Here is a 19204-nt window from a genome sequence, read left to right as displayed (position 1 = left end):
GGGGCGGGCATGGTGGTCCAGAAAGGGCCACGGGCTGGAAGGCTCGGCAACAATGGGCGGGTCGTGGGCACCGGATTTTAACCACGGGGTGCCGCCGGGCCAACGGGGGGAGCCTCTACCGGACAGTGGGTGGGTTGAAGTTTTTGAGCAACACGACGAATAAACGAATGCTCATTTGGGAGACCCGGACAATAACCTGTGTTGACTCTTACGCAGGCAATCCTTGCCTTTAATCTGTTGGAAGCTATAGAAGAAGAAAGCATTGCCGTGGCGACATGTGGCCCTTTATCTGTGCAGCACGGCATCTTTTCAGGAATCAATTAAATAAATAAACATTCGTTCGTTTAAGAATGCCATAAAATGAACATGTTGGGAGCCTTTGCCATGGACGACAGCACACGGGACTATTACGAGCAGGAGGCGCAGCGGTTCTTCGACGCCACCGTGAACATCGACCCCACCCCCATTCTTACCCCCCTGGCCGAGGCGCTTTTGCCCGGGGCCAGGATCCTTGATATCGGCTGCGGGTCCGGTCGGGATCTTCTCTGGTTAAAGGAGAGGGGCTTTCACCCCCACGGACTGGAGCCTTCCGCCGCCCTGGCTTCCCTTGCCGAACAGCACTCGGGCTGCCCCGTGACTGTCGGGGAGCTTACCACCACAGATCTCCTGGATCGCCCCTGGGACGGCATCCTTGTTTCCGGGGTGCTCGTCCATCTTCCCCACAAGGCGGTGCCTGGTCATCTTCTCCGTCTTGCAGGGGCCCTGGCAGACGGCGGTCGCCTGTATGTTTCGGTGAAAGAGGGCAAAGGGGAAGGGGCCGATGCCGATCACCGCTCCTTTTATTACTGGCAGGATGCCGATTTCAGGGTGGTGGCAAGACAGGCGGGCCTTGAGGTGTGCTCCATGGGCCGGTCCGCATCGGCCCGGGGCAATACCGATATCTGGCTGGGGTATCTCTTGAAAGCGGAAGGGGCAAAGCCGTAAGGGGCGCCCTGGTGACTTACGGGGAAGGAACTTTGGTCACCGGCATGCGGATTTCGATGAGGTAGTCGTCTTCACGGGGGACGGCCAGGGAATCGAGGAGGACTTTTTCAATGGCGGTGTTGCCGGTTGTGTAGCCCTGCCGGGCGATATGCGCCCACAGTTTTGCCCTGGACAGGGAGAGCTCTTCAAAACGCCCCTTGTGGTAGAGGTACGCATACTCCCCTGCCGGAATGGTTGCCCCTGTGGCTCCGGCAACATGGAGGGCGACGCTTTGAAAGCGTTCATCTGCCTCCGGGGGGACCTCAACACAGGTCAGCAGCTGGTGGTACTCTGCCTGGTCGTTCCCGCGGGTGGCTTGAAACAGCTTTTTGATGGCAAGCTCCAGGGCATAGAGGTCATGGGGGGCCTCCACCGGCTCCCGGACGACATGCATGGTGTCGAACCACCGGATGCCCATGTCCATGGGAATGATGGTTTGCCGGCTTTTCAGGGCGGTGATGATGGATGCCAGGCGCCCACGGGTTCGCTTGATCTCAAGGAGCTTTTGCCGGATCAACGCCTCCTGGTCTTCCAGAATCGTGATTCGCTCATCAATGGACTCTTTGGTCAGGTAGGTTTTGATCTCTTCAAGCTTCATTCCCAGGCTTTTCAGGGAGAGGATCACATCCAGGTCTTCGAACTGGTCCAGGGTGTAGTACCGGTATCCTGTTCTGCTGTGGACCTCCCTGGGCTTAAAAAGGCCGATCCTATCGTAGTGGAGCAGGCTCTGCTTAGAAATGTTGTGCAATCTCGCCATCTCTCCGGCCATAAATTTAACCTGCATGACGTCTCCTTTTTTCTTGACCCTATAGTAACTATATACCTTAAGAGATGACCATTTTCATATCGTAATTTTTTAGCTTAATGCCCTCGCTGCCCTTGCCGCCGGAGGCAGTTCGGTTAAAGATGCCTCCGGCGGCCCTGCCGGGGGCCAAACTTTTAAAAAGTTTGATAAACAGGTCTCAAGTAATCATTCATAGGCTCCGCCGAAACAATTCCGGTATTTTCGCACCCGTGCTTCGTTTTGATCGCCCTTCGGGGCGATCAAAACGAAGCACGGATGCATTAGAAACGTTTTTTGCGGAGCTTTTCTTCAAAAAAGCGACCCGCCGGAGGCAACTGAATAGTTACACAGGTTGTAACTATTCAGCTGTAGGTTCGCCGACAGGGGTTAATCAGCTTCAAAAAAGGAGGGTAATTCACCCTGAAGCAACAGGCGCAATGCGTCGCTTGCATGCACGTTGTTTTTCTTGCATGTAGAAAGGTAGCTGCGTATTCGGCAGAAGATCTTGGCCCCTTCCATAGATCGGAAGCACCCAGAAATTTTCTGATGGACTTTCGTCATCCGGATGTCGTTTTCACCCTGATTATTAGTGAAAGGAACCAGCGGGTCGTCCATGAAACGAAGGGTTTCGTTCTCGAAGTCTTCCATCCGTTCGAGAAGGTTTCTCGCTTTTGATCGTTTCATCCGCCCGCGTTGTCCCTTCTTCCTTTTCGTTTCATCCGGGGGCGGGCATTCGAGATTTCCTTTTTCCAGGATGCTCAGGTAGCGCTTTCGAAAGCCCCCGGCAATATCCGATGGAAGCTTGCCGCTGTGTTCGTTCACAACCTTGTTGATCTCAAGGAGCAAGAACTTCATGTCTTTGGCCCACTGCTGACTGTCCTGCTCCCAAGCCCGCTCCAGCTCTCTTAAGTGATGAGCGTTGCACAATGCGTGCAGGCAGTCGTAATTGAAGTAGGGTTTCCAGTGATCGTGGCACAACACGCCTTTGAAGCTTGGGATAATTCCCATTTCATCGATAGCCTCTCTGCCACGCTTTTCGTGCGGGTAAAAGTAAGTGAAAAGATCGTTCGACAGACAGTGCAGCCAAAATCGACTACCGTTCATGTTGATGCCGGTTTCATCTGCGTGGCAGACGGACGAGCCGGACAATCTGGCTTTGACGATTTCTTCAAACGCCTCAAGCGCGTTAAACGCTTCTTTGTTGAAGTTGAAAATCGACCCTGCGCTGATTGGGATACCGGCCTGATCCCGAAAGTGCTCGCAGATTCTTTCGTAGGGGACCAGCTGATGCTGGGAAAGATAGATCGCGTGAGCCTTGAGACCCGTGCCATATTGGACGCGTCGATCTACTCCTTTCGGGAAAGGAGCAACATATCGATTGCCGAAGGCATCCTCAAGAATCTCGGATCGATACTCAGTAACGTATTGAGCAACCTTCAAATCAATGACCTGCCGGGTCTCGTAACCTACGTGGCGATAGTCACCCGGTGGCAGTTCGGTCATATTGAGTTTCAACGGCAATACGAGATCTGCCTTGTCTACGGGCTCAAGAGTTTTTCCCTCGTGGCCATTTTGGCCCCGGGCTTTTTTCCTTCGGTGTTTTGCTTTTTCTCCTTCTTCCTGTTGGGATCGGTAGAAGGCGGTTTGCTGCTGTTTTTGCTATTGAGATTTAGACGGTTCGCCAAAAGGGTGATGATTGTAAGCAGCAATTCGATCACAGCTGCAACTGCGGGCGAGAGGTCCTCGTCCTGCTGAATCAGTTTCCTTGCGTTGTCTGTCGCCGCTTGAATATCAATGCTTTCGATCTTCACCCTGTCTCCTCATCTTTTTTTGACGAGGATAGTATACCACAGGTTTTGAAAACGGAATTTTGGCTCCTGAGCTTTCGAATTTCAGGCTTTAAAAATTTGAGGGTGCCGGGTCGTATAGCCCTTCATATAAGATGAATTATGGTCCTCATAGCCAGGCCTGAGCACCGGAATAACGGAGTAAGAGATCCGCAGGTCAAAATGAAAAATTTGATCAAAAATCCTGTCAAGAAAAAAATGCAGTTCAATACATTTTATGTGTGAGCTGAATAGTTACCACAGGTTTTAAAAAACAGATTCAGTTAAATCTGAATGAAAGGCGAATGTGATTTTCCCTGAGGAACGAAGGGGAAAGCGCATTCGCAACCTGCTTTCAAGGTGGCACACCTTGCCGCCGGAGGCTTTTTTGTTTTTTTCCCCTAATAGAAGGCAGCCTTTTAGCAGATGAAGTGTTACTCGACATACATTCATGAGAGCGAAGATCGAGATGGAAGAACATTTTAAAAGAGAGTGGAGCATGGGTGATTTCCTCCGGTTTGTCACCCCGTCCATATTGAGCATTATCACCATTTCCTTTTACATGGTTGTGGATGGCCTGTTTGTGTCCCGGTATGCCGGACCCCTTGCCCTGGCCGCCATGAACATCATCATGCCCTTGTTCAGTTTTTGCTTCGGCATCGGCATCATGGTGGCCGCCGGGTCCAGTGCCATCATCGGCATTGAGCTGGGGGAGGGGAATCGGGACGGCGCCAACCGCCACTTTTCCCTGGCCTTTGCGAGCCTTGTGGTGGTGGCGGTGATAATCCTCGTGATGCTGAAGGGGGTGGGGGTGGAACGGATCTCCCGGCTCCTTGGGGCCACGGAAACCCTGCTTCCCTACTGCGCCGTGTACCTCAAGGCCTTTGGGGTCGGGCTCGCGGTTGTGGTGCTGCAGATTTTTTTCGAGTTTTTTATCCGCCTGGACGGCAAGCCTGTGTGGGCCTTTTACATCACCCTGGCAGGCGGGTTTACCAATATCCTTCTTGACTACCTGCTCATCGTGCGCCTGGACATGGGGCTCCACGGTGCGGGCGTGGCCTCGGCGGCAGGTATCGGGCTCTCCGGTGCGATCGGGGTCTTCTATTTTTTGAAGCGTTCTGTCTCCCTTACCTTCACCCGGCCAACGCTTGATGTCCCGTTTCTCCGGGATACCGTCCTGAATGGCTCTTCCGAGATGATCTCGGAGATCGCCAGCGGGGTCAAAACCCTGGTCTTCAACCTGGTGATCATCACGTATGCCGGAGAAAAGGGCGTGGCGGCCCTTTCCATTATTATGTACCTCTACTTTATGCTCTCTTCCCTGTACATCGGCCTCAGCATGGGGGTGGCTCCGGTTCTCAGCTTTAACTACGGTGCCCGGAACGTGGAAAAGCTCAAGGGCTTGATCGGCCACTCGTTCCGTGTCATCGGCGTCACTTCCCTGGTCACCTTTGTACTCACCTGGGTGTGGGGCGGGCAGGTTATCCGCCTGTTTGCCGAGGGGCAGCCCGTGGTGACGGCTGTTGCCGAAGGGGGGCTTAAGATCGTTACCTTCACCTTTCTGATTAACGGGTTGACGATTTTCAGTTCGGCTTTTTTTACCGCGATGAACAACGGAAAAATTTCCGCGCTCCTCACCTTTTTGCGGACCTTTGTCTTTACCCTGGGCTTTGTCTGGTTTCTCCCGCGGGTCATGGGGCTGGCCGGGGTCTGGTTGTCGGTGCCTGCGGCAGAGTTGGCCACCCTTGCCGTGTGCCTCTGGTTTGCCAGGGCCTACCAGGGGGTATACCTCGCACCGGGGTGCGGGCGGGAGCCCCTTGCGACTCGGGTCTCCAGGGCGTAAAAACCCTTCTAAAAGGTGATGCGGATTCGAGCACCGTTGGCCCCGGAAGAGACGGACAGGTTCCAGCCTGCCTGGTCGCAGACCCGCTTGACGATGGACAGGCCGATGCCGTGCCCCTGGCTTGATTTTCCCCTGACAAAGGGGTCGGTGACCTGGTGGATGATGGTCGCGTCGATTCCCGGTCCGGTGTCTTCTACCTCGAACCGGGTGGTGCTGAGGCGCACAAGGACGGTCCCCGCCCGTGTGTAGGTGCAGGCGTTGCGGATGAGGTTGGAGACGGCCATCTTGAAATCGGGACCGGACACGGCAAGGGCCGGATTGCCGGTGCACTCGAAGGAGAGGATGACGCCCTTTCCCTCCACGAGGTAGCTGCTCTCCTGTATGGCCTCCTCCACCAGGGTGTCCGCCGCAAAGGATGCGGCACCCATGGCGGTTTCCTCCCGTGCCTTCATCAGCAGGCTTTCGATGAGGGTTTCCATTTCCGAGACCGAGCGATCGATGCGTTTCAGCGGGCGCTGGATGCTTGTTTTGTCATGTTCCGGGAGCTGTTCCATGAGCTCCACAGCTCCTTTGATAACCGTCACAGGGGTCCGGAGTTCATGGCTGGCGTCCCGGGTGAACTGCTGTTCCCGTTCGATGAAGGCCCGGATGCGCTTGTTGGTGCTGTCCATGGCCCGGGCCAGGGCCCCCACCTCGTCGTGGGCGTATTCCGTGGAGAACCCCACGGGCAGGTCTTCGGGCCGGGAGCGGCTGACCCGCTCCAGGAGCCTGGCCATGGGGTGGATCAGCAGGTGGGCGTTGGCAAGGCCCACGATGATGCTTAAAGCCGCCGCCACGAAAAAGCCGTACCGAAACACCCTGTCTATCTGGTCATGGAGGCCGAACCGCGCCTCAAACCCCCCGTCATCGATGATGAAGTAGAGCTTTTTCTCTTGTCCGGGCAGGCTTCGGATGAGGTACCGGTGGAAGGCTGGCCCTCCGATGCCGTCGGGCCTGCTTGAAAAGTAGGTCCCGTCCGGAAGGCCCCGAAGCAGGTCTCGAAAGTTGGGCGGGATGTCCTCGATCTCATCGTAAATATTGATGAACAAGCTCCGGGTGAGAAAGGGGGCCTTGCCTTCGTCGTAGTTGCTCAGGTAGTTCTTGATCTCCTCTTGGACGCGGAAGTTTTCCATCTTTTTATGGATGCGGCGCATCTGGTGGGAGACAGCCAGGCCGTATCCCAGGGTGAGCAGGGAGCCGAAGAGGACAAAGGAGAGAAAGACCCGAAACGCGTGGGTTTTGAAAAACCTCGGTTTGAGCTCCATGGGCGGGCGTCGGTGGCGCGTCATGAGGTTGCCTCCACCCGGTACCCGATCCCGTGGAGGGTATGGAGCAGCGGGGCGTCAAAGGGTTTGTCGATTTTGGTGCGCAGGGTGTAGAGGTGGGACCTCAGGGCATCGCTCCCCGGCGGGGTGTCTCCCCAGAGGGCATGCTCAAGCTCCCTGCGGGTGACCACATGGGGGGAGGCCTCCATCAGGCGTTTCAAGAGGGTGAGGCAGGTGTGGTTCAGTTCAATTTCACGGCCCTCTCGGTGCACCTTGAGGGTGGCGGTGTCCAGGGTGAGGTCTCCCACCCGGAGCAGGGCGGTTGAAGGCTTGCTGTTTCGGCGGGACAGGGCCAGCACCCGTGCGGCCAGCTCTTCCAGGGCAAAGGGTTTCACCAGGTAGTCGTCGGCCCCGGTGTCAAACCCGGCCAGTTTGTCGTCCAGGGTGTCCCGGGCGGTGAGCATGAGGACGGGGGTGGCTTTTCCTCCCTCCTGTCGGAGTTTTGCACAAAGGGTCAGGCCGTCCATGCCCGGAAGCATCAGGTCCAGGATGATCACGTCGTACGCCTCGGTGAGGGCCAGGTGCAGGCCGGTGATGCCGTCCATGGCAAAGTCGGTGAGGTGGCCGCGGGCGTCGAAGTAGTCGCCGATGTTTTCGGCAATGTCCCGGTTGTCCTCGATGATCAGAATGCGCAACGTGTTTTGTGTCATGTCCGTGCCCTTTCAGGGAGGTGTGTCACCTCGAAAGCAGGTCACGAATGCGCTTTTTCCCTTGCTTGTCGCACCGTAGCCCGGTGTCATCGTTGATTTGATGACACAGTGACAAGGGCGTAGGCGGATTCCTCGGAAAAATCACTTTCGCCTTTGATTTCGATTGACCTGAATCTGTTTTTTTAAACCTGTTTGTTAAACTTTTTAAAAGTTTAGCCCCCGGCAGGGCCGCCGGAGGCGTTTTTTGTGCTTTGCTATTTCACCTGGTCAGGTTTGTTCCGGTGACAGACCGGATCTTTTCCCATGCGGTGAGGAGGCTCACCCGGGCGTCCACGAGGTCGCCTTCGGCGCTGACCAGGTTGTTCTGGGCTTCGTTTAGTTTCACCACGCCTGTTTTTCCCGCACGGTACTCCTCTTCCACCAGGTCCCGGCTCTGCCGGGTCAGGGCCACGGTCTCCTCCTGAAGCTTAACCTGCCTGAAGGCCGTGTCAATCTCTTCCACGGCCTCCCGCACCTCTTTTTTCACGGTCAGGGCCACATCCTCCATAGTGTGTCGGGCTTCCCGTCGGGCCGCTTCGGCCTCCGTCACCTTTGCCCGGGTCTCGCCGCCGGAAAAGAGGTTCAGCTTGACGGTGACCCCGATGCTGCTGCCGAAGTCATCTCCTTCGTAGCGTGCGTCGTCCTCCCGGGAGCCGGACAAGGCCCCGGTGAGGCTGACGGTGGGGTAGTAGCCGGATCGGGCAATTCCCACGGCGCTCTCCGCCTGTTTGACGTTTGAGTCGCTCTGGGCAAGGTCCGGGCGCAGGGTCAGGGCTGTGGTGATCAGGTCTTCGGTGACAAGGGGGGCGGTGTTCCAGGTACCGGTTGTTTCAAGGGGGGCCAGGGTGAGGTCTTCGGGCAGGGCGGCCTCGTCAATGCCCATGAGGGCCGCCAGGCCGGTGAGGGCCACGGCATGGTTTTTTTCGGCGGTGAGCAGGGTGGCTGCGGCCGTGTTGACCTTGATTTTGAAGTTAAGCACATCGCTGAGGGAGCCTGCCCCTGCTTTGTGGCGGGCCTCGGCCTCCTTCAGTTGCCTTGCGTTGTACGCTTTGTCCGACAGGGCAATGGAGATATTTTCCTCTGCACTCTGGAGGGTGTAGTAGCTCTGGGCCACGTTGAAGATCAGGAGGCGCCGTGCGTCTTTTTCCGCTGCCACCGAGGCTGTCTCACCGTATCTGGCCGATTTGAGGTTATAGGATCTGCTGAAACCGTCAAAGAGGGTGAGGGTGGCGGAAAGGGACGCATCGTAGGTGTCCCCCTCGTTGGACAGGGTGGCGTTGGCCGCGTCCTCCGTGTGGGTGAGGGAGGTGGTGGCATCGAGGCTGGGAAACCAGGCCGCCTCTTTTTGCCTGACCTGTTGCCGGGCCTGTTCGATGCGATCCTGCACCGCCTGGATGGATGGGTTGCCGGAGACCGCAATGTCCTGGGCCGTGGCCAGGTCCAAAACTTTGATGGAGGCAATGGGCTGCTGGCCCGCCTGGTCGGCTGCCGCCGGAAGAGCCGTGGCCAGGGCGATCAGACTGAGATAAAAAAGAAAACGAACTTTCAAAAACATGGTTGTGTACCTGTGCATCGAGGATTTCAAAAAGGGGCCCCCGGCGGGACTGCCGGGGGCGCGGTGTCAGGTGTCGCTGCCTGTGTGGACAGGCTCTTGGGACCCGTGATTCCCTGGGGCGCGTGCCATCAGGCGTGCGAGGGCACAATGGCCGTCATGGAGGACCACCATGAGGGCCGGGACCAGCAGGAGGGTGAGGACCGTGGCAAAGGTGACCCCTGCGGCCAGGGAGACCCCCATGGGAACCATGGTGGCGGCGGCCGGGTCGGTCTCTAGGATCAGTGGGAGGAGTCCGCCCACGGTGGTGACGCTGGTGAGCATCACCGACCGGAACCGCCGGACACCCCCGGAGACCACGGCTTTTACCAGGGGCATGCCTTCGCTTATGTTGGTGTTGATGCGGTCGATGAGGACGATGGCGTCGTTAACCACCACCCCGGAGAGGGCCACCATGCCGAAGACGCTGAACAATGAGAGGTTCAGCCCCATGACTGCATGGCCCAGGGCCGCGCCGATGAGGCCGAAGGGCACGGTGAGCAGGATGATCAGGGGCTGGGCGTAGGAGCGGAACATGGCAGCCACGATCATGTAGATGCTCAAAACGGCCAGGGGGTACCACAGGGCGAGGCTGCCAAAGGCCTCCCGGTCTTTTTCCGCATGGCCCTTCAGCCTTATCTCCACGCCCCTGTTTTTCTCAAGTTCGCTGAAAAAGCCGCTTTCCAGCTCTTCCAGCACCTCCCCTGCAACGAGCTTGGTGCTGTCCACGTCGGCGCTGACCGTGACCTGGCGTCGGTTGTCGGTTCGTGTGATGGTCGAGTACCCCGGACGGATCTCCATGTCGGCAACGGCCTTCACCGGCACCATGGTGCCGTCGGGGGCTTTCACCATCAGGTCCTTGAGGCTTTCCAGGGTGCTGCGTTCTTCTTCGGTGTAGGTGACTTTTACTTCCACCTCATCGTTTCCCCGCTGGATCTTGACGGCCTCTTTGCCGAAGTAGGCGGCAAAGGCCTGATTGGCAAGGTCTCTGACCGTTATCCCCAGGTTTCGGGCCTCGGGTTTCAGGGTGAAGCGAATTTCGTTTTTACCGGGGGAGCTGTCGCTTTCGATGCGGAAGACGCCGTCTATTTGCCTGAGCCTTTCCATGACGTCGTCAGCCGCTGCGGTGAGGGCGTCAAGGTCGTTCCCCTCCAGGGCGATTTCGATGTCCCCGCCCGGAGGCCCGCCGCCCCCAGAGGTGTAGGTGAGCTTCTCCACACCGGCGATGGCCCCCACCTCCTGTTCCCAGGCCAGGCAGAGGTCCCGGGTGTGGATGCCACGCTCCGAGGCGTTGAGCAGGGAGACCTGCACCCCGCCCAGGTTGGCGCCGGTGCTACCCATGGAGCCCATGTGGCCATTGACGGCCTTGCCGGTGACGGAGAGCATGTGGTTCACCAGGGGGCCCCCGGAGGCGGTGTCGGTCTTTGCCGCCAGGGAGTGCATGCCGGCCTCGATGCGGGCCACCGCGGCCTCGGTCACCTCGTAGGGGGTGCCTTCGGGGAAGGTGAGCTGAGCGGCCAGTTCAAATCCGTCGCGCTCGGGAAACATGTTGTATTTTAGGAGTCCGCCCCGAAACAGGCCGATGGTGACCAGGGCCACGGCCACGGCTACGCACACGGCCGGGTAGCGATGGGTGAGCACCTTGGTCAGCAACGGTCGGTAGACGGTTTCGGCCACCCGCTCCATGCTCTCCACGCTCCGGGTGTGAAAGGACTCCAGGGCCCGAAGCGGGGCAAATCGCGACGGGGTTTGCCCCTTGGGATCCGGCAGGGTCGACAGGTGGGCCGGCAGGAGGATCAGGCACTCCACCAGGGAGATCACAAGGCAGGCGATGACCGCCACGGCAAGGCAGACAATGACCTTGCCCATGGTGCCTTTGATATGCATCAGGGGAACAAAGGCCAGCACCGTTGTGGCCACGGCGGCAAGGACCGGCATCCCCACTTCCATGAGGCCGTTTACGGCTGCGGCAAGGGGGCCTGCGCCGTTTTTCCTTTGAACGTAGACCGCCTCTCCCACCACAATGGCGTCGTCGGCCACGATGCCCAGGACCATGATGAGGCCGAAGAGGGAGACGGTGTTGATGGTGTACCCGGTGAGCCAGAGGATGGCCAGGCCCCCGGAAAGGGAGATGGGGATGCCCATGCCGGCCCAGAAGGCGAGGCGGGTGTCGAGGAAGAGCCAGAGGACGGCAAAGACGAGGATCAGGCCCATGATGCCGTTTTTCCGGAGGATGCCGATGTTGGTCCGGATCTCTTCGGTGTTGTCGGAGAGGATCGAAATGTGAGCTCCGGGGGGCAGGGTGCGGTTGGCTTCGGTGACGTAGCGGGTGACCCGGTCGGCGATGGCGATGGCGTCTTCCTGCTCGGTTTTGGACACCACCACCAGGGCCATGGGGTTTCCGTTTGACCGGATGGCCAGTTTGTCCTGTTCAAAATCGTCCTTGATGGTGGCCAGCTGACCCAGGGAGAGGCTCTCCCCACCGGTTCCCGCCACCACCACAATGTCTGCCAGCTCTTTCCCGGAATAGCGTTTGCCCATGGTTCGGACGCTGAACTCCTCGCCGCTTGTTTTCACCTTGCCGCCGGAGAGGTTCAGGCTGGAGTTTGAAATGGCCGTGGCCACATCAGACAGGGTCAGGTCGTATCTTCGGAGGACCTCTTCGGAGAGTTCCACCGTTATCTGGTAATCCCGGGTGCCGGTGACCTCCACCTGGGAGATCTCCGGGAGGTGCTTGAGCTCATCCTCCATGGCATCGGCCCAGGTCTTGAGGGTCTTTTCATCCATCTCTCCGCTTACGCCCAGGGTCATGACCGGAAAGATGACGGTGGGCACGTTGACCACCGGGTTGTCCGCGTCGTCGGGGAAGGTGGAGATCTGGTCGATTTCGTTTTTTACCCGGTCGTAGACCTTTTTCGTGTCGTACCCGTATTTGACGGTGATCACCGTGGACGAGCTGCCCTCCGTGGAGGTGGTGGTGTAGGTGTCGATGCCCTCCACCGAGTCAATGGCGTCTTCCACCTTGCGGGAGATCCCCTCTTCCGTGTCTTCAGGGGAGGCGCCGTCCCAGGCGAGTTTGACGGTGACGGTGTCCAGGGTCATGGAGGGAAAGTCTTCCCGCACCATGAAGCGGGCAGCTCCCAGGCCCGCAAGCAGAATGATGATCAGCAGGATGTTGGCAAACACCGTGTTTCGGGCAAAGGCTTCGGCTATTTTTTTCATCGGGTCCCTCCCGAGGCCAGCTCTTTGGGGATGGCGATTGTGAGCAGGGCATTTTCAAGGGGGCTTGCCAGGCGGCTCGTGATCACCCGGGTGCCTTCGGCGAGCCCGGCCGACACATAGGTGAACCCATCGTGGGTGTAGGCTGTTTTCACGGCCACGGTCTTCAGGCGTCCGTTGCTGTTGATGCGCACGGTGCCGTCGGAGGTCACGGCATGGGAGGGCAGGGGAACCAGGTTTGGCAAGGGCTTGCCCGGGATGGTGATCCGGCAGAACATGCCCTCGGTGACGGGAAAGCCTTCCTGGGCCAGCCGGTCTATTCGAACGGCCACATAGACGGTGCGGGATGCGGCGTCATAGCGGACGACCCTGTTCAGGGTGCCGGAGGCTGTTGCCGCGCCGTCGTTCCAGGAGACGAGGCAGATTTTTGGGACCAGGTTGCCAAACCAGGTGGCAGGGGCCGGGCCGTCTTCAAACTCCAGGAACATGGCGGCTTCGTCGCCCTTGATGGGAACGGACACCTCCAGGAGGGCGTCGTCGGCAAGGGTCACCACCTGGGTCCCGGTGGTGACGTACTGATCTTTTTCAATGGAGACGGATTTGACCCGGGCCCTGAAGGGGGCGCGGACCGTGGACTTTTTCAGGTTCAGCTCGGTTTCGGCCAGGGAGTGGGCCAGCTGGTCCACGGCATCCCGTGCCGAGTTGTAGGCCTGCTCTGCGGATTCCACGTCGGAGAGGCTGCCGGTCTTCATGGCGTCGAAGAGCCTTCGGGTTCGCTCGAACTCTTTTTTCAGGAGGTCCCGGTTTCGCTTCAGGGTCACGAGGCGGCGTTCAGCCGTGGTTTTTTCCAGGGTGAGGGTCTCGGTGTCCAGCTGAAAGAGGGTCTCTCCTGCCTCGATCACCTCTCCCTCCTCCAGGCGGGGGTGAACCGCCACCACCCGGCCGGAAACCTCCGGGCTCAGGGCCACGGTATTCAAGGCTGTGACTTCACCATACCCTGAGATCACGGTCTGAACCTCCCGGGGCATGGCCTCGGTGACCTCCACGATCAGGGCGGACTCTTCAATGGCTTTAGCCCCGGGGGGGACCCGGAGCCCGGCCAGGGCCTTCATGGCACAGACGCCCGCCAAGAGAACGGCGCCGCAGAGAAGGGCGCTGGTTGCTTTTTTCATCGGTTGTTCCTTGTCTTGCGTTTTGCTTGGGGGGTTGAAAGGGCGCAGGCCGCCCTCGGGGGGGGGGGGATGAGGGCGCCTGCGCGGGTTGTCGAGGGGCCCGAAGGCCCGCCTCAATGCAAGACAGGCTACGTGAAAGGGTGTGAAACAGACGTGAAACCCATGTGAAATTTTCGTGAAACCAGAGGTTCGCGACTGCTCCAACCCTCGTCCCTCGGGGTGTCGCATTCGCTTACGGGCTTGGCCCGTGGTGAGCGGTGAATTGCCACCGGCGGCCCTGCCGAGGCAAGCTGAATCGTAACAAAAAAAGCCATGAAGATATTTATCTCCATGGCTCTTGTGCGTTTTTTTACGGGCGCAGCCCGTCAGCACATGTGAAGGGGCGAGGAACGAGCCTCTGAGCATGTGCAAACCTGGGGTGCAGGGGATTTATCCCCTGCCCGCCGGAGGCATTTTCGTTACAGGGAAACCCCCAGGTGCTTCATGAGGTCGTCGCGGGTGATGATGGAGCGGACGTCTTCCACGTGCTCCTTGATGTTTTCCACCCCGCCTTCCTGTCGATCGATGAGGGTGATGACGCGGACGACTTCCAGGCCCTGGACGCGGGCGCGCTCGATGGCCTTTATGGTGGAGCCGCCGGTGGTGACCACGTCGTCGATGATGACGACTTTCTCGCCTTTGGCCATGTCTCCTTCCACCCAGTTGATGATGCCGTGGTCCTTGAGTTCTTTACGAATCGAAAAGGCCTTGATGGGCTTGCCGCCCAGCTCGGAGGCAAAGGAGGTGGCCACGGCAATGGGGTCGGCGCCGAAGGTGAGGCCGCCGATACCGGTGATGTCGAGATCCTTGACGGCGTCGAAGACGAGGTTCCCTACGAGGTACATGCCCCTGGGGGAGAGGGTGGTGGGCTTGCAGTTCACGTAGAAGTGGCTCATTTTGCCCGAGGCCAGTTTAAAGGTGGGCTCTTCGGAAAATTTGAAGGAGGTTTTGCAGACAATATCTAAAAGTTCGTTTTTCATGGAAGGTCCCCTTAATGAGTTCTGGATAAAAATCGGTTGCTTTTGTCCTAGGTGATGGCTATGTAAAAAGGTCACGGACAATATCCGACCTGTAGATACAGGAAACCTCCACTGATGGAAGAAGCCATTTGGGATAGTCAGTGGAGGCTCGCACGTAAGGAAAACCGTTTTGCGGCACTCCTTGACTCGTGCAAGTCCAATTACCAGAAAATGGGGTGAAAAATCAACGGGAATCGTTTCGGTGGAAATGGATTTTTCCCAATGGGTCCCGCCCTTTCCCCCGGACCGGAGCCTATGACACAGCCAGACCCTGCGGACGACGCCGTCATCCGTCTCTTCAATGTCAGCAAGCGTTTCGGCGCCAAGCTGGCCCTCTCCAATATTACCCTGGATATTCACAAAGGGGAGTGGCTTTATGTAACCGGCCCGTCGGGCGCCGGCAAGTCCACCCTCCTCAAGCTTTTTTACCTGGGCGAGAAGACCACCAGCGGCCAGGTTCTTGCCTTCGGCACCAACATGAACCGGCTGACGTCCAAGGAGGTGCCCTTCCTGCGCCGCCGGTTCGGCATCATTTTTCAGGATTTCAAGCTCATTCCCAACCGCAACGTCTTTGAAAACGTGGCCCTGGTCCTGGAAGCCCGGGGGGAGCCCCGGAACATGATCGACAAGCGCACCCGGAACATCCTGCGTCACGCGGGCATGGACAAGCGCATGGATGCCATGCCCGCGAGCCTCTCCGGCGGGGAGCAGCAGCGGGTGGCCGTGGCCCGGGCCATTGCCGGTCAGCCCGACGTGATCCTGGCCGATGAGCCCACGGGCAGCCTGGACCCGAAATCCGCGGAGATCATCATCGGCCTTCTGGCCGCCTACCATGAAAAGGGGGCCACGGTGATGGTGGCCACCCATGACCGGGAGCTCCTGGCCCGGAAGCAGGGGCGGATCATCCGCCTGGAAGAGGGGCGCCTGGTGGCGCCGGAGCCCGTGGGAGGAGGACGCCCATGAGACGCCACATGAAGCGAACGCTCAAGGATTTTACCAGTCACGCCTTTCTCCACGGCATCACCGTGGTGACCATTGCCCTTACCATTCTTATTGCAGGGGCCCTGCTCCTGGTGGTGGAAAACGGGGAGGCGGTGATCTCCTCGTGGAAAAACGGGGTGCGGGTCATGGTTTATTTGAAGGATGGAGCCGCCTCCGCCGATGTGGAGGAGGCCGGCCATGCCCTGGAAACCATGGGCGGCGTGGCCAGGGTCTCCTTTATCTCCCGGGACGAGGCCCTCACCGACCTGATGGAGAGCATGGAAGGGCAAAGCTCCCTTTTTGAGGGGCTGGGGGAGAACCCCCTGCCCGATGCCTACGAGGTGGAAGTGACCCCCGAGGCCGCGGAGTGGGAGCAGGTCCAGGCCATGGCCGCGGCCATGGTAAGGCTTCCTGCCGTGGACGATGTGGAGTACGGGCGTTCCTGGCTGGCGCGGGTCTCCCATCTGCTGGGCATGGTGGAGCTGGCCGGTGTGGCCCTGGCCGGGCTTTTTTTCATCGTGGCCCTTTTTATCGTGTACAACACCGTGCGCCTGGCCCTTTACTCCCGCAGGGACGAGATTGAGATCATGCAGCTTGTGGGGGCCACGGGTGCCTTTATCAAGATTCCCCTCTACCTGGCCGGGGTGCTGGAGGGGGCCATGGGATCGCTCCTGGCCCTTTTGGCCCTGTTCGGGGCTTACGCGCTCTTTGCCTCGGGCACGGGGGGCGGAGTCGAGGCCTTTGACCTGTCATTTCTCTCTCCGGTTTCCATGGGAGGGGTCTTTCTCTACGGGATTTTTGTGGGATGGTTCGGATGTTTTTTGTCTCTTCGAGAATTTATGAAAGAAGCCTCCTCCTGATCCTGGGGCTTTTTCTTCTGGGGGGACCGATGGCTGCCCTGGCCGGAGGGCCGGATCGCGTTGTCGTGGTGGCCGACACCCTCAACGTGCGGCGGCACCCCACGGCCTCGGCCGAGGTGCTCTGGACTCTGTCCCGGGGGGACGTGGGCCAGGTGGAGCGCCGCGCTGGGGACTGGGCCCTGGTGCGTGTGGACAGGGGGCGGGGGTACATCGCCGTCTCCGATGGGCTGGCCGTTCTCTACACGGAAAAGGCCCCCCGCACCGTGAAGAAGAAGGGGGGGAAGGTTGCTCCGGTCTCCGAGAAGGGGACCAACACCTCTTTGGCCGGGATCCGTAAGGCGGTGCGGGCCGAGGAGAAAAAGCTCCTGGCCGTGCGCAAGGAGGAGCGGGACGTGATCCGCGAGCTGGACCGGTTCAACGCCTCGCTGTCCCGGGCCCGGAAAAAGGAGCGGGAGCTCAACCGGGAGCTGGCTGCGGTGGAGGCCAAAGTGTCTGAGGCCCTTAAGGCAAAGAGCCGGGTGGAGGCAGATATCCGTGTGGGGCGAAAGCGGCTCATGGCCCGCCTGGTGGCCTACCATAAGTTGAACCAGATTGGCGAGATGAACACCTTTGCCGCCTCGGGTTCCTTCCACGACATGGTGGTGAAAAAGCGGGCCCTGGTCCGCATCCTGGGCAGCGATGCTGTGTTGCTGAACCGATATACCGCGTTGCTCCGGGAACGAAAAGGCGTGGAAGCGCGGCTTGCCGCCGAGCGCTCGGCCCTGGCGGCTGCGGCGTCCGAGCATGGAAAGGTCCTGGCCGATGTGGAGGCACGGTATCGCAAGCGGGCAGCCATGCTCAAGGAGGTCCGGGAGAAAGAAAAGCTCAGCCTGGCGGCCATCGCCGAGATGAAGGAGGCCGAAAGGCTTCTGGAGGCGAAGGTGGCGGAGCTGGCCAAGGCGAGGAAAGCCCTTTCCTCGAAAAATCGCTTTGTTCGGTATAAAGGCTTGTTGAAATACCCTGTAACCGGTAAAATTGTCTCATCATTCGGGCGCCACAAAGATCCCCGCATGAACGTCACCACCTTTGAAAACGGCATCAGCATCCGGACCCAGCGAGGGGAACCGGTGCGTGCCGTCTCTTCCGGTGAAGTGCTCTTCGCAGACTGGCTGCAGGGGTACGGCAACCTCCTCATCATCAACCACGGTGAGAGCTGGTACACCCTCTACGCCCACACCGACGAGATGTTCAAAACAAAAGGCGATCGCGTGGACGCACGGGAAGTGATCGCCACCGTCGGGGACTCCAGCCTCTCCGGGTATCCCGATCTCCATTTCGAAATTCGACACCACGGCAAACCTCTCAACCCCGGTCCCTGGTTTAAAAAATAAGGGGCGGCATTCCCATGGCGTAAGCCTGGAAGGCCCCCCTTTGTGGCCCTGCGTGTATGCTGCACGGGCGCAGTCGCCCCTCGACGCTGTTCGGGGGGCTTGCGCCGGCCCCGGCGTTTTCACATCCTTTTAGGAGATACCTGCCTATGAAGCGCATGTATATGATCGTGATCCTCATTGCTCTGCTCGTTCCCTTTGCCGTGTCCGCGGCAGAGAACGGCACCTACCGGAACCTGCGGATCTTCACCGACGTCATCGAAGAGATTGAACGGAGCTATGTGGACGAGCCCGACTCCGAAAAGCTCATTGAAGAGGCCATCAAGGGGATGGTCAACAGCCTGGACCCCCATTCGGCCCTTCTGCCGCCCCAGGCCCACAGCGAACTCCAGGAGGACACCCGGGGGCGCTTTTCCGGGGTGGGGCTGGTGTTGGCCATTCGAAACGAGAAGCTGACGGTGGTCTCGCCCATCGAAGGCTCACCGGCCAAGGAGGCCGGGATTCGGAACGGGGATGTGATCATCGCCGTGGACGGTGAAAAGACCGCTGCACTGACCATGGAGGAGTCCATTACCCTCATGCGGGGGCCCAGGGGGAGCATGGTGACCCTGACGGTGCTTCAGAAACAGGGGGGCAAGGAGGTGGATCTCACCCTGCGCCGGGACGAGATCCCCCTGCAGTCCGTGGCCCACTACGAGCTGAAGCGGGGGTTCCCCTTTATCGCGGTGACCTCTTTCAACGACAACACCGCCCGGGATTTTGAAGCGGCCCTTCTGGCCCATGAGGCACGCGGGCCTGTGAAGGGGCTGGTCCTGGACCTTCGGGACAACCCCGGCGGCATCCTTCAGCAGGCCGTGGACATGGTGGACCTTTTTCTCGACGAAGGGGTGATCGTCTCCATCAAGGGGCGAGACGAGGAGCAGCGTCAGGTGTGGCGGGCCACCACCGAGAAGGCGGTGCGCAGCTTTCCCGTGGTGGTGCTCATCAACGGCGGGTCGGCCAGTGCATCGGAGATCGTGGCCGGGGCCATGAAAGACCACAAGCGGGGGCTTATCCTGGGAACCACCAGCTTTGGCAAAGGGTCTGTCCAGAACATCATCCCCCTCTCCGACGGGTACGGCCTGAAGCTGACCGTGGCCCTCTACTACACCCCCTCCGGGGTCTCCATCCAGGCCCGCGGTATTGTGCCCGATGTGGAGCTTCCCTTTCAGGAGATGGCCTTTACCCCGGAAGAGAAGCATCTGGCGGAGCGGGATTTGCCCAACCATATTGAGGTCAGCGGGGATCAGGAGGAGGAACCCCTGCTCAAGGCACCGGAACGCCTGAGACGGGACAACCAGGTGCAGCGGGCCCTGGAGCTTCTGCTCAGCCGGGATATTTTCGGCAACGGGTGATGGGGCCTGGCGCTTTTTCCATGACCTTGCCCC

The 19204-nt window shown here is 59.3% G+C and carries 13 protein-coding genes and 1 pseudogene; 6 read left to right on the top strand and 8 right to left on the bottom strand.

Annotated features, from left to right (window positions below):
* The first annotated feature begins 360 nt into the window (after positions 1-360).
* Positions 361-984, top strand: coding sequence for a class I SAM-dependent methyltransferase (locus tag ACOYW0_RS10580; protein WP_482418415.1), 624 nt, complete (start codon positions 361-363; stop codon positions 982-984).
* A 16-nt stretch (positions 985-1000) separates the two neighbouring features.
* Here ACOYW0_RS10580 and ACOYW0_RS10575 read toward each other — a convergent pair whose 3' ends face one another.
* Positions 1001-1807 (bottom strand): MerR family transcriptional regulator, encoded by an 807-nt coding sequence (locus ACOYW0_RS10575; RefSeq protein WP_482418414.1) that lies wholly within the window; start codon positions 1805-1807, stop codon positions 1001-1003.
* Between the two features lie 387 nt (positions 1808-2194).
* Positions 2195-3618 (bottom strand): annotated as a pseudogene (gene tnpC, locus ACOYW0_RS10570) (IS66 family transposase).
* 514 nt (positions 3619-4132) lie between these two features.
* Here tnpC and ACOYW0_RS10565 point away from each other — a divergent pair.
* Complete coding sequence (locus ACOYW0_RS10565) at positions 4133-5476, top strand: MATE family efflux transporter (protein WP_482418413.1); 1344 nt, start codon at positions 4133-4135, stop codon at positions 5474-5476.
* Positions 5477-5484: 8 nt separating this feature from the next.
* Here the strand turns inward: ACOYW0_RS10565 and ACOYW0_RS10560 are convergent, their stop codons facing one another.
* From ACOYW0_RS10560 to pyrE, 6 genes are all read right to left on the bottom strand, one after another.
* Entirely contained in the window at positions 5485-6804 is a 1320-nt protein-coding gene (locus ACOYW0_RS10560) for a sensor histidine kinase (protein WP_482418412.1), read from the bottom strand.
* Positions 6801-7490 carry a response regulator transcription factor gene (locus tag ACOYW0_RS10555; protein ID WP_482418411.1) on the bottom strand — a complete coding sequence of 230 codons (690 nt, stop codon included), beginning with the start codon at positions 7488-7490 and terminating at the stop codon, positions 6801-6803. The genes ACOYW0_RS10560 and ACOYW0_RS10555 overlap by 4 nt, the downstream gene beginning before the upstream one ends.
* Before the next feature lie 259 nt (positions 7491-7749).
* Positions 7750-9084: a TolC family protein gene (locus ACOYW0_RS10550; RefSeq protein ID WP_482418410.1), complete on the bottom strand. Its 1335-nt coding sequence runs from the start codon at positions 9082-9084 to the stop codon at positions 7750-7752.
* A gap of 66 nt (positions 9085-9150) precedes the next feature.
* Positions 9151-12342 carry an efflux RND transporter permease subunit gene (locus ACOYW0_RS10545; protein ID WP_482418409.1) on the bottom strand — a complete coding sequence of 1064 codons (3192 nt, stop codon included), beginning with the start codon at positions 12340-12342 and terminating at the stop codon, positions 9151-9153.
* Positions 12339-13511: an efflux RND transporter periplasmic adaptor subunit gene (locus tag ACOYW0_RS10540; RefSeq protein ID WP_482418408.1), complete on the bottom strand. Its 1173-nt coding sequence runs from the start codon at positions 13509-13511 to the stop codon at positions 12339-12341. The genes ACOYW0_RS10545 and ACOYW0_RS10540 overlap by 4 nt, the downstream gene beginning before the upstream one ends.
* A gap of 458 nt (positions 13512-13969) precedes the next feature.
* Complete coding sequence (pyrE, locus tag ACOYW0_RS10535; RefSeq protein WP_482418407.1) at positions 13970-14530, bottom strand: orotate phosphoribosyltransferase; 561 nt, start codon at positions 14528-14530, stop codon at positions 13970-13972.
* A 294-nt stretch (positions 14531-14824) separates the two neighbouring features.
* On the opposite strand from pyrE, the gene ACOYW0_RS10530 reads away from it, so the two are divergent.
* The 4 genes from ACOYW0_RS10530 to ACOYW0_RS10515 all read left to right on the top strand — a co-directional run bounded on the left by ACOYW0_RS10530 (position 14825) and on the right by ACOYW0_RS10515 (position 19171).
* On the top strand, positions 14825-15532 hold the full coding sequence (locus ACOYW0_RS10530) for a cell division ATP-binding protein FtsE (protein ID WP_482418406.1): 708 nt from the start codon (positions 14825-14827) through the stop codon (positions 15530-15532).
* A complete protein-coding gene (ftsX, locus tag ACOYW0_RS10525) occupies positions 15529-16410 on the top strand; it encodes a permease-like cell division protein FtsX (protein WP_482418405.1) in 882 nt (293 codons plus the stop codon). Before ACOYW0_RS10530 ends, ftsX begins: the two co-directional genes overlap by 4 nt.
* A 29-nt stretch (positions 16411-16439) precedes the next feature.
* Entirely contained in the window at positions 16440-17780 is a 1341-nt protein-coding gene (locus tag ACOYW0_RS10520) for a murein hydrolase activator EnvC family protein (RefSeq protein ID WP_482418404.1), read from the top strand.
* 146 nt (positions 17781-17926) lie between these two features.
* Complete coding sequence (locus ACOYW0_RS10515; RefSeq protein WP_482418403.1) at positions 17927-19171, top strand: S41 family peptidase; 1245 nt, start codon at positions 17927-17929, stop codon at positions 19169-19171.
* Positions 19172-19204 lie beyond the last annotated feature (33 nt).

It is taken from the genome of Desulfoluna sp. HI9BLuna (genome assembly GCF_056829775.1).
The sequence above is the reverse complement of the archived record's forward strand: the minus strand, read 5'-3'. Positions and strand labels throughout refer to the sequence as shown.

Bases quoted from the DNA above. Each gene is read 5' to 3' on its own strand.
- ACOYW0_RS10580 (WP_482418415.1), top strand. From the start codon at position 361: ATGAACATGTTGGGAGCCTTTGCCATGGACGACAGCACACGGGACTAT.
- ACOYW0_RS10575 (WP_482418414.1), bottom strand. From the start codon at position 1,807: ATGCAGGTTAAATTTATGGCCGGAGAGATGGCGAGATTGCACAACATT.
- ACOYW0_RS10565 (WP_482418413.1), top strand. From the start codon at position 4,133: ATGGGTGATTTCCTCCGGTTTGTCACCCCGTCCATATTGAGCATTATC.
- ACOYW0_RS10560 (WP_482418412.1), bottom strand. From the start codon at position 6,804: ATGACGCGCCACCGACGCCCGCCCATGGAGCTCAAACCGAGGTTTTTC.
- ACOYW0_RS10555 (WP_482418411.1), bottom strand. From the start codon at position 7,490: ATGACACAAAACACGTTGCGCATTCTGATCATCGAGGACAACCGGGAC.
- ACOYW0_RS10550 (WP_482418410.1), bottom strand. From the start codon at position 9,084: ATGTTTTTGAAAGTTCGTTTTCTTTTTTATCTCAGTCTGATCGCCCTG.
- ACOYW0_RS10545 (WP_482418409.1), bottom strand. From the start codon at position 12,342: ATGAAAAAAATAGCCGAAGCCTTTGCCCGAAACACGGTGTTTGCCAAC.
- ACOYW0_RS10540 (WP_482418408.1), bottom strand. From the start codon at position 13,511: ATGAAAAAAGCAACCAGCGCCCTTCTCTGCGGCGCCGTTCTCTTGGCG.
- pyrE (WP_482418407.1), bottom strand. From the start codon at position 14,530: ATGAAAAACGAACTTTTAGATATTGTCTGCAAAACCTCCTTCAAATTT.
- ACOYW0_RS10530 (WP_482418406.1), top strand. From the start codon at position 14,825: ATGACACAGCCAGACCCTGCGGACGACGCCGTCATCCGTCTCTTCAAT.
- ftsX (WP_482418405.1), top strand. From the start codon at position 15,529: ATGAGACGCCACATGAAGCGAACGCTCAAGGATTTTACCAGTCACGCC.
- ACOYW0_RS10520 (WP_482418404.1), top strand. From the start codon at position 16,440: ATGGCTGCCCTGGCCGGAGGGCCGGATCGCGTTGTCGTGGTGGCCGAC.
- ACOYW0_RS10515 (WP_482418403.1), top strand. From the start codon at position 17,927: ATGAAGCGCATGTATATGATCGTGATCCTCATTGCTCTGCTCGTTCCC.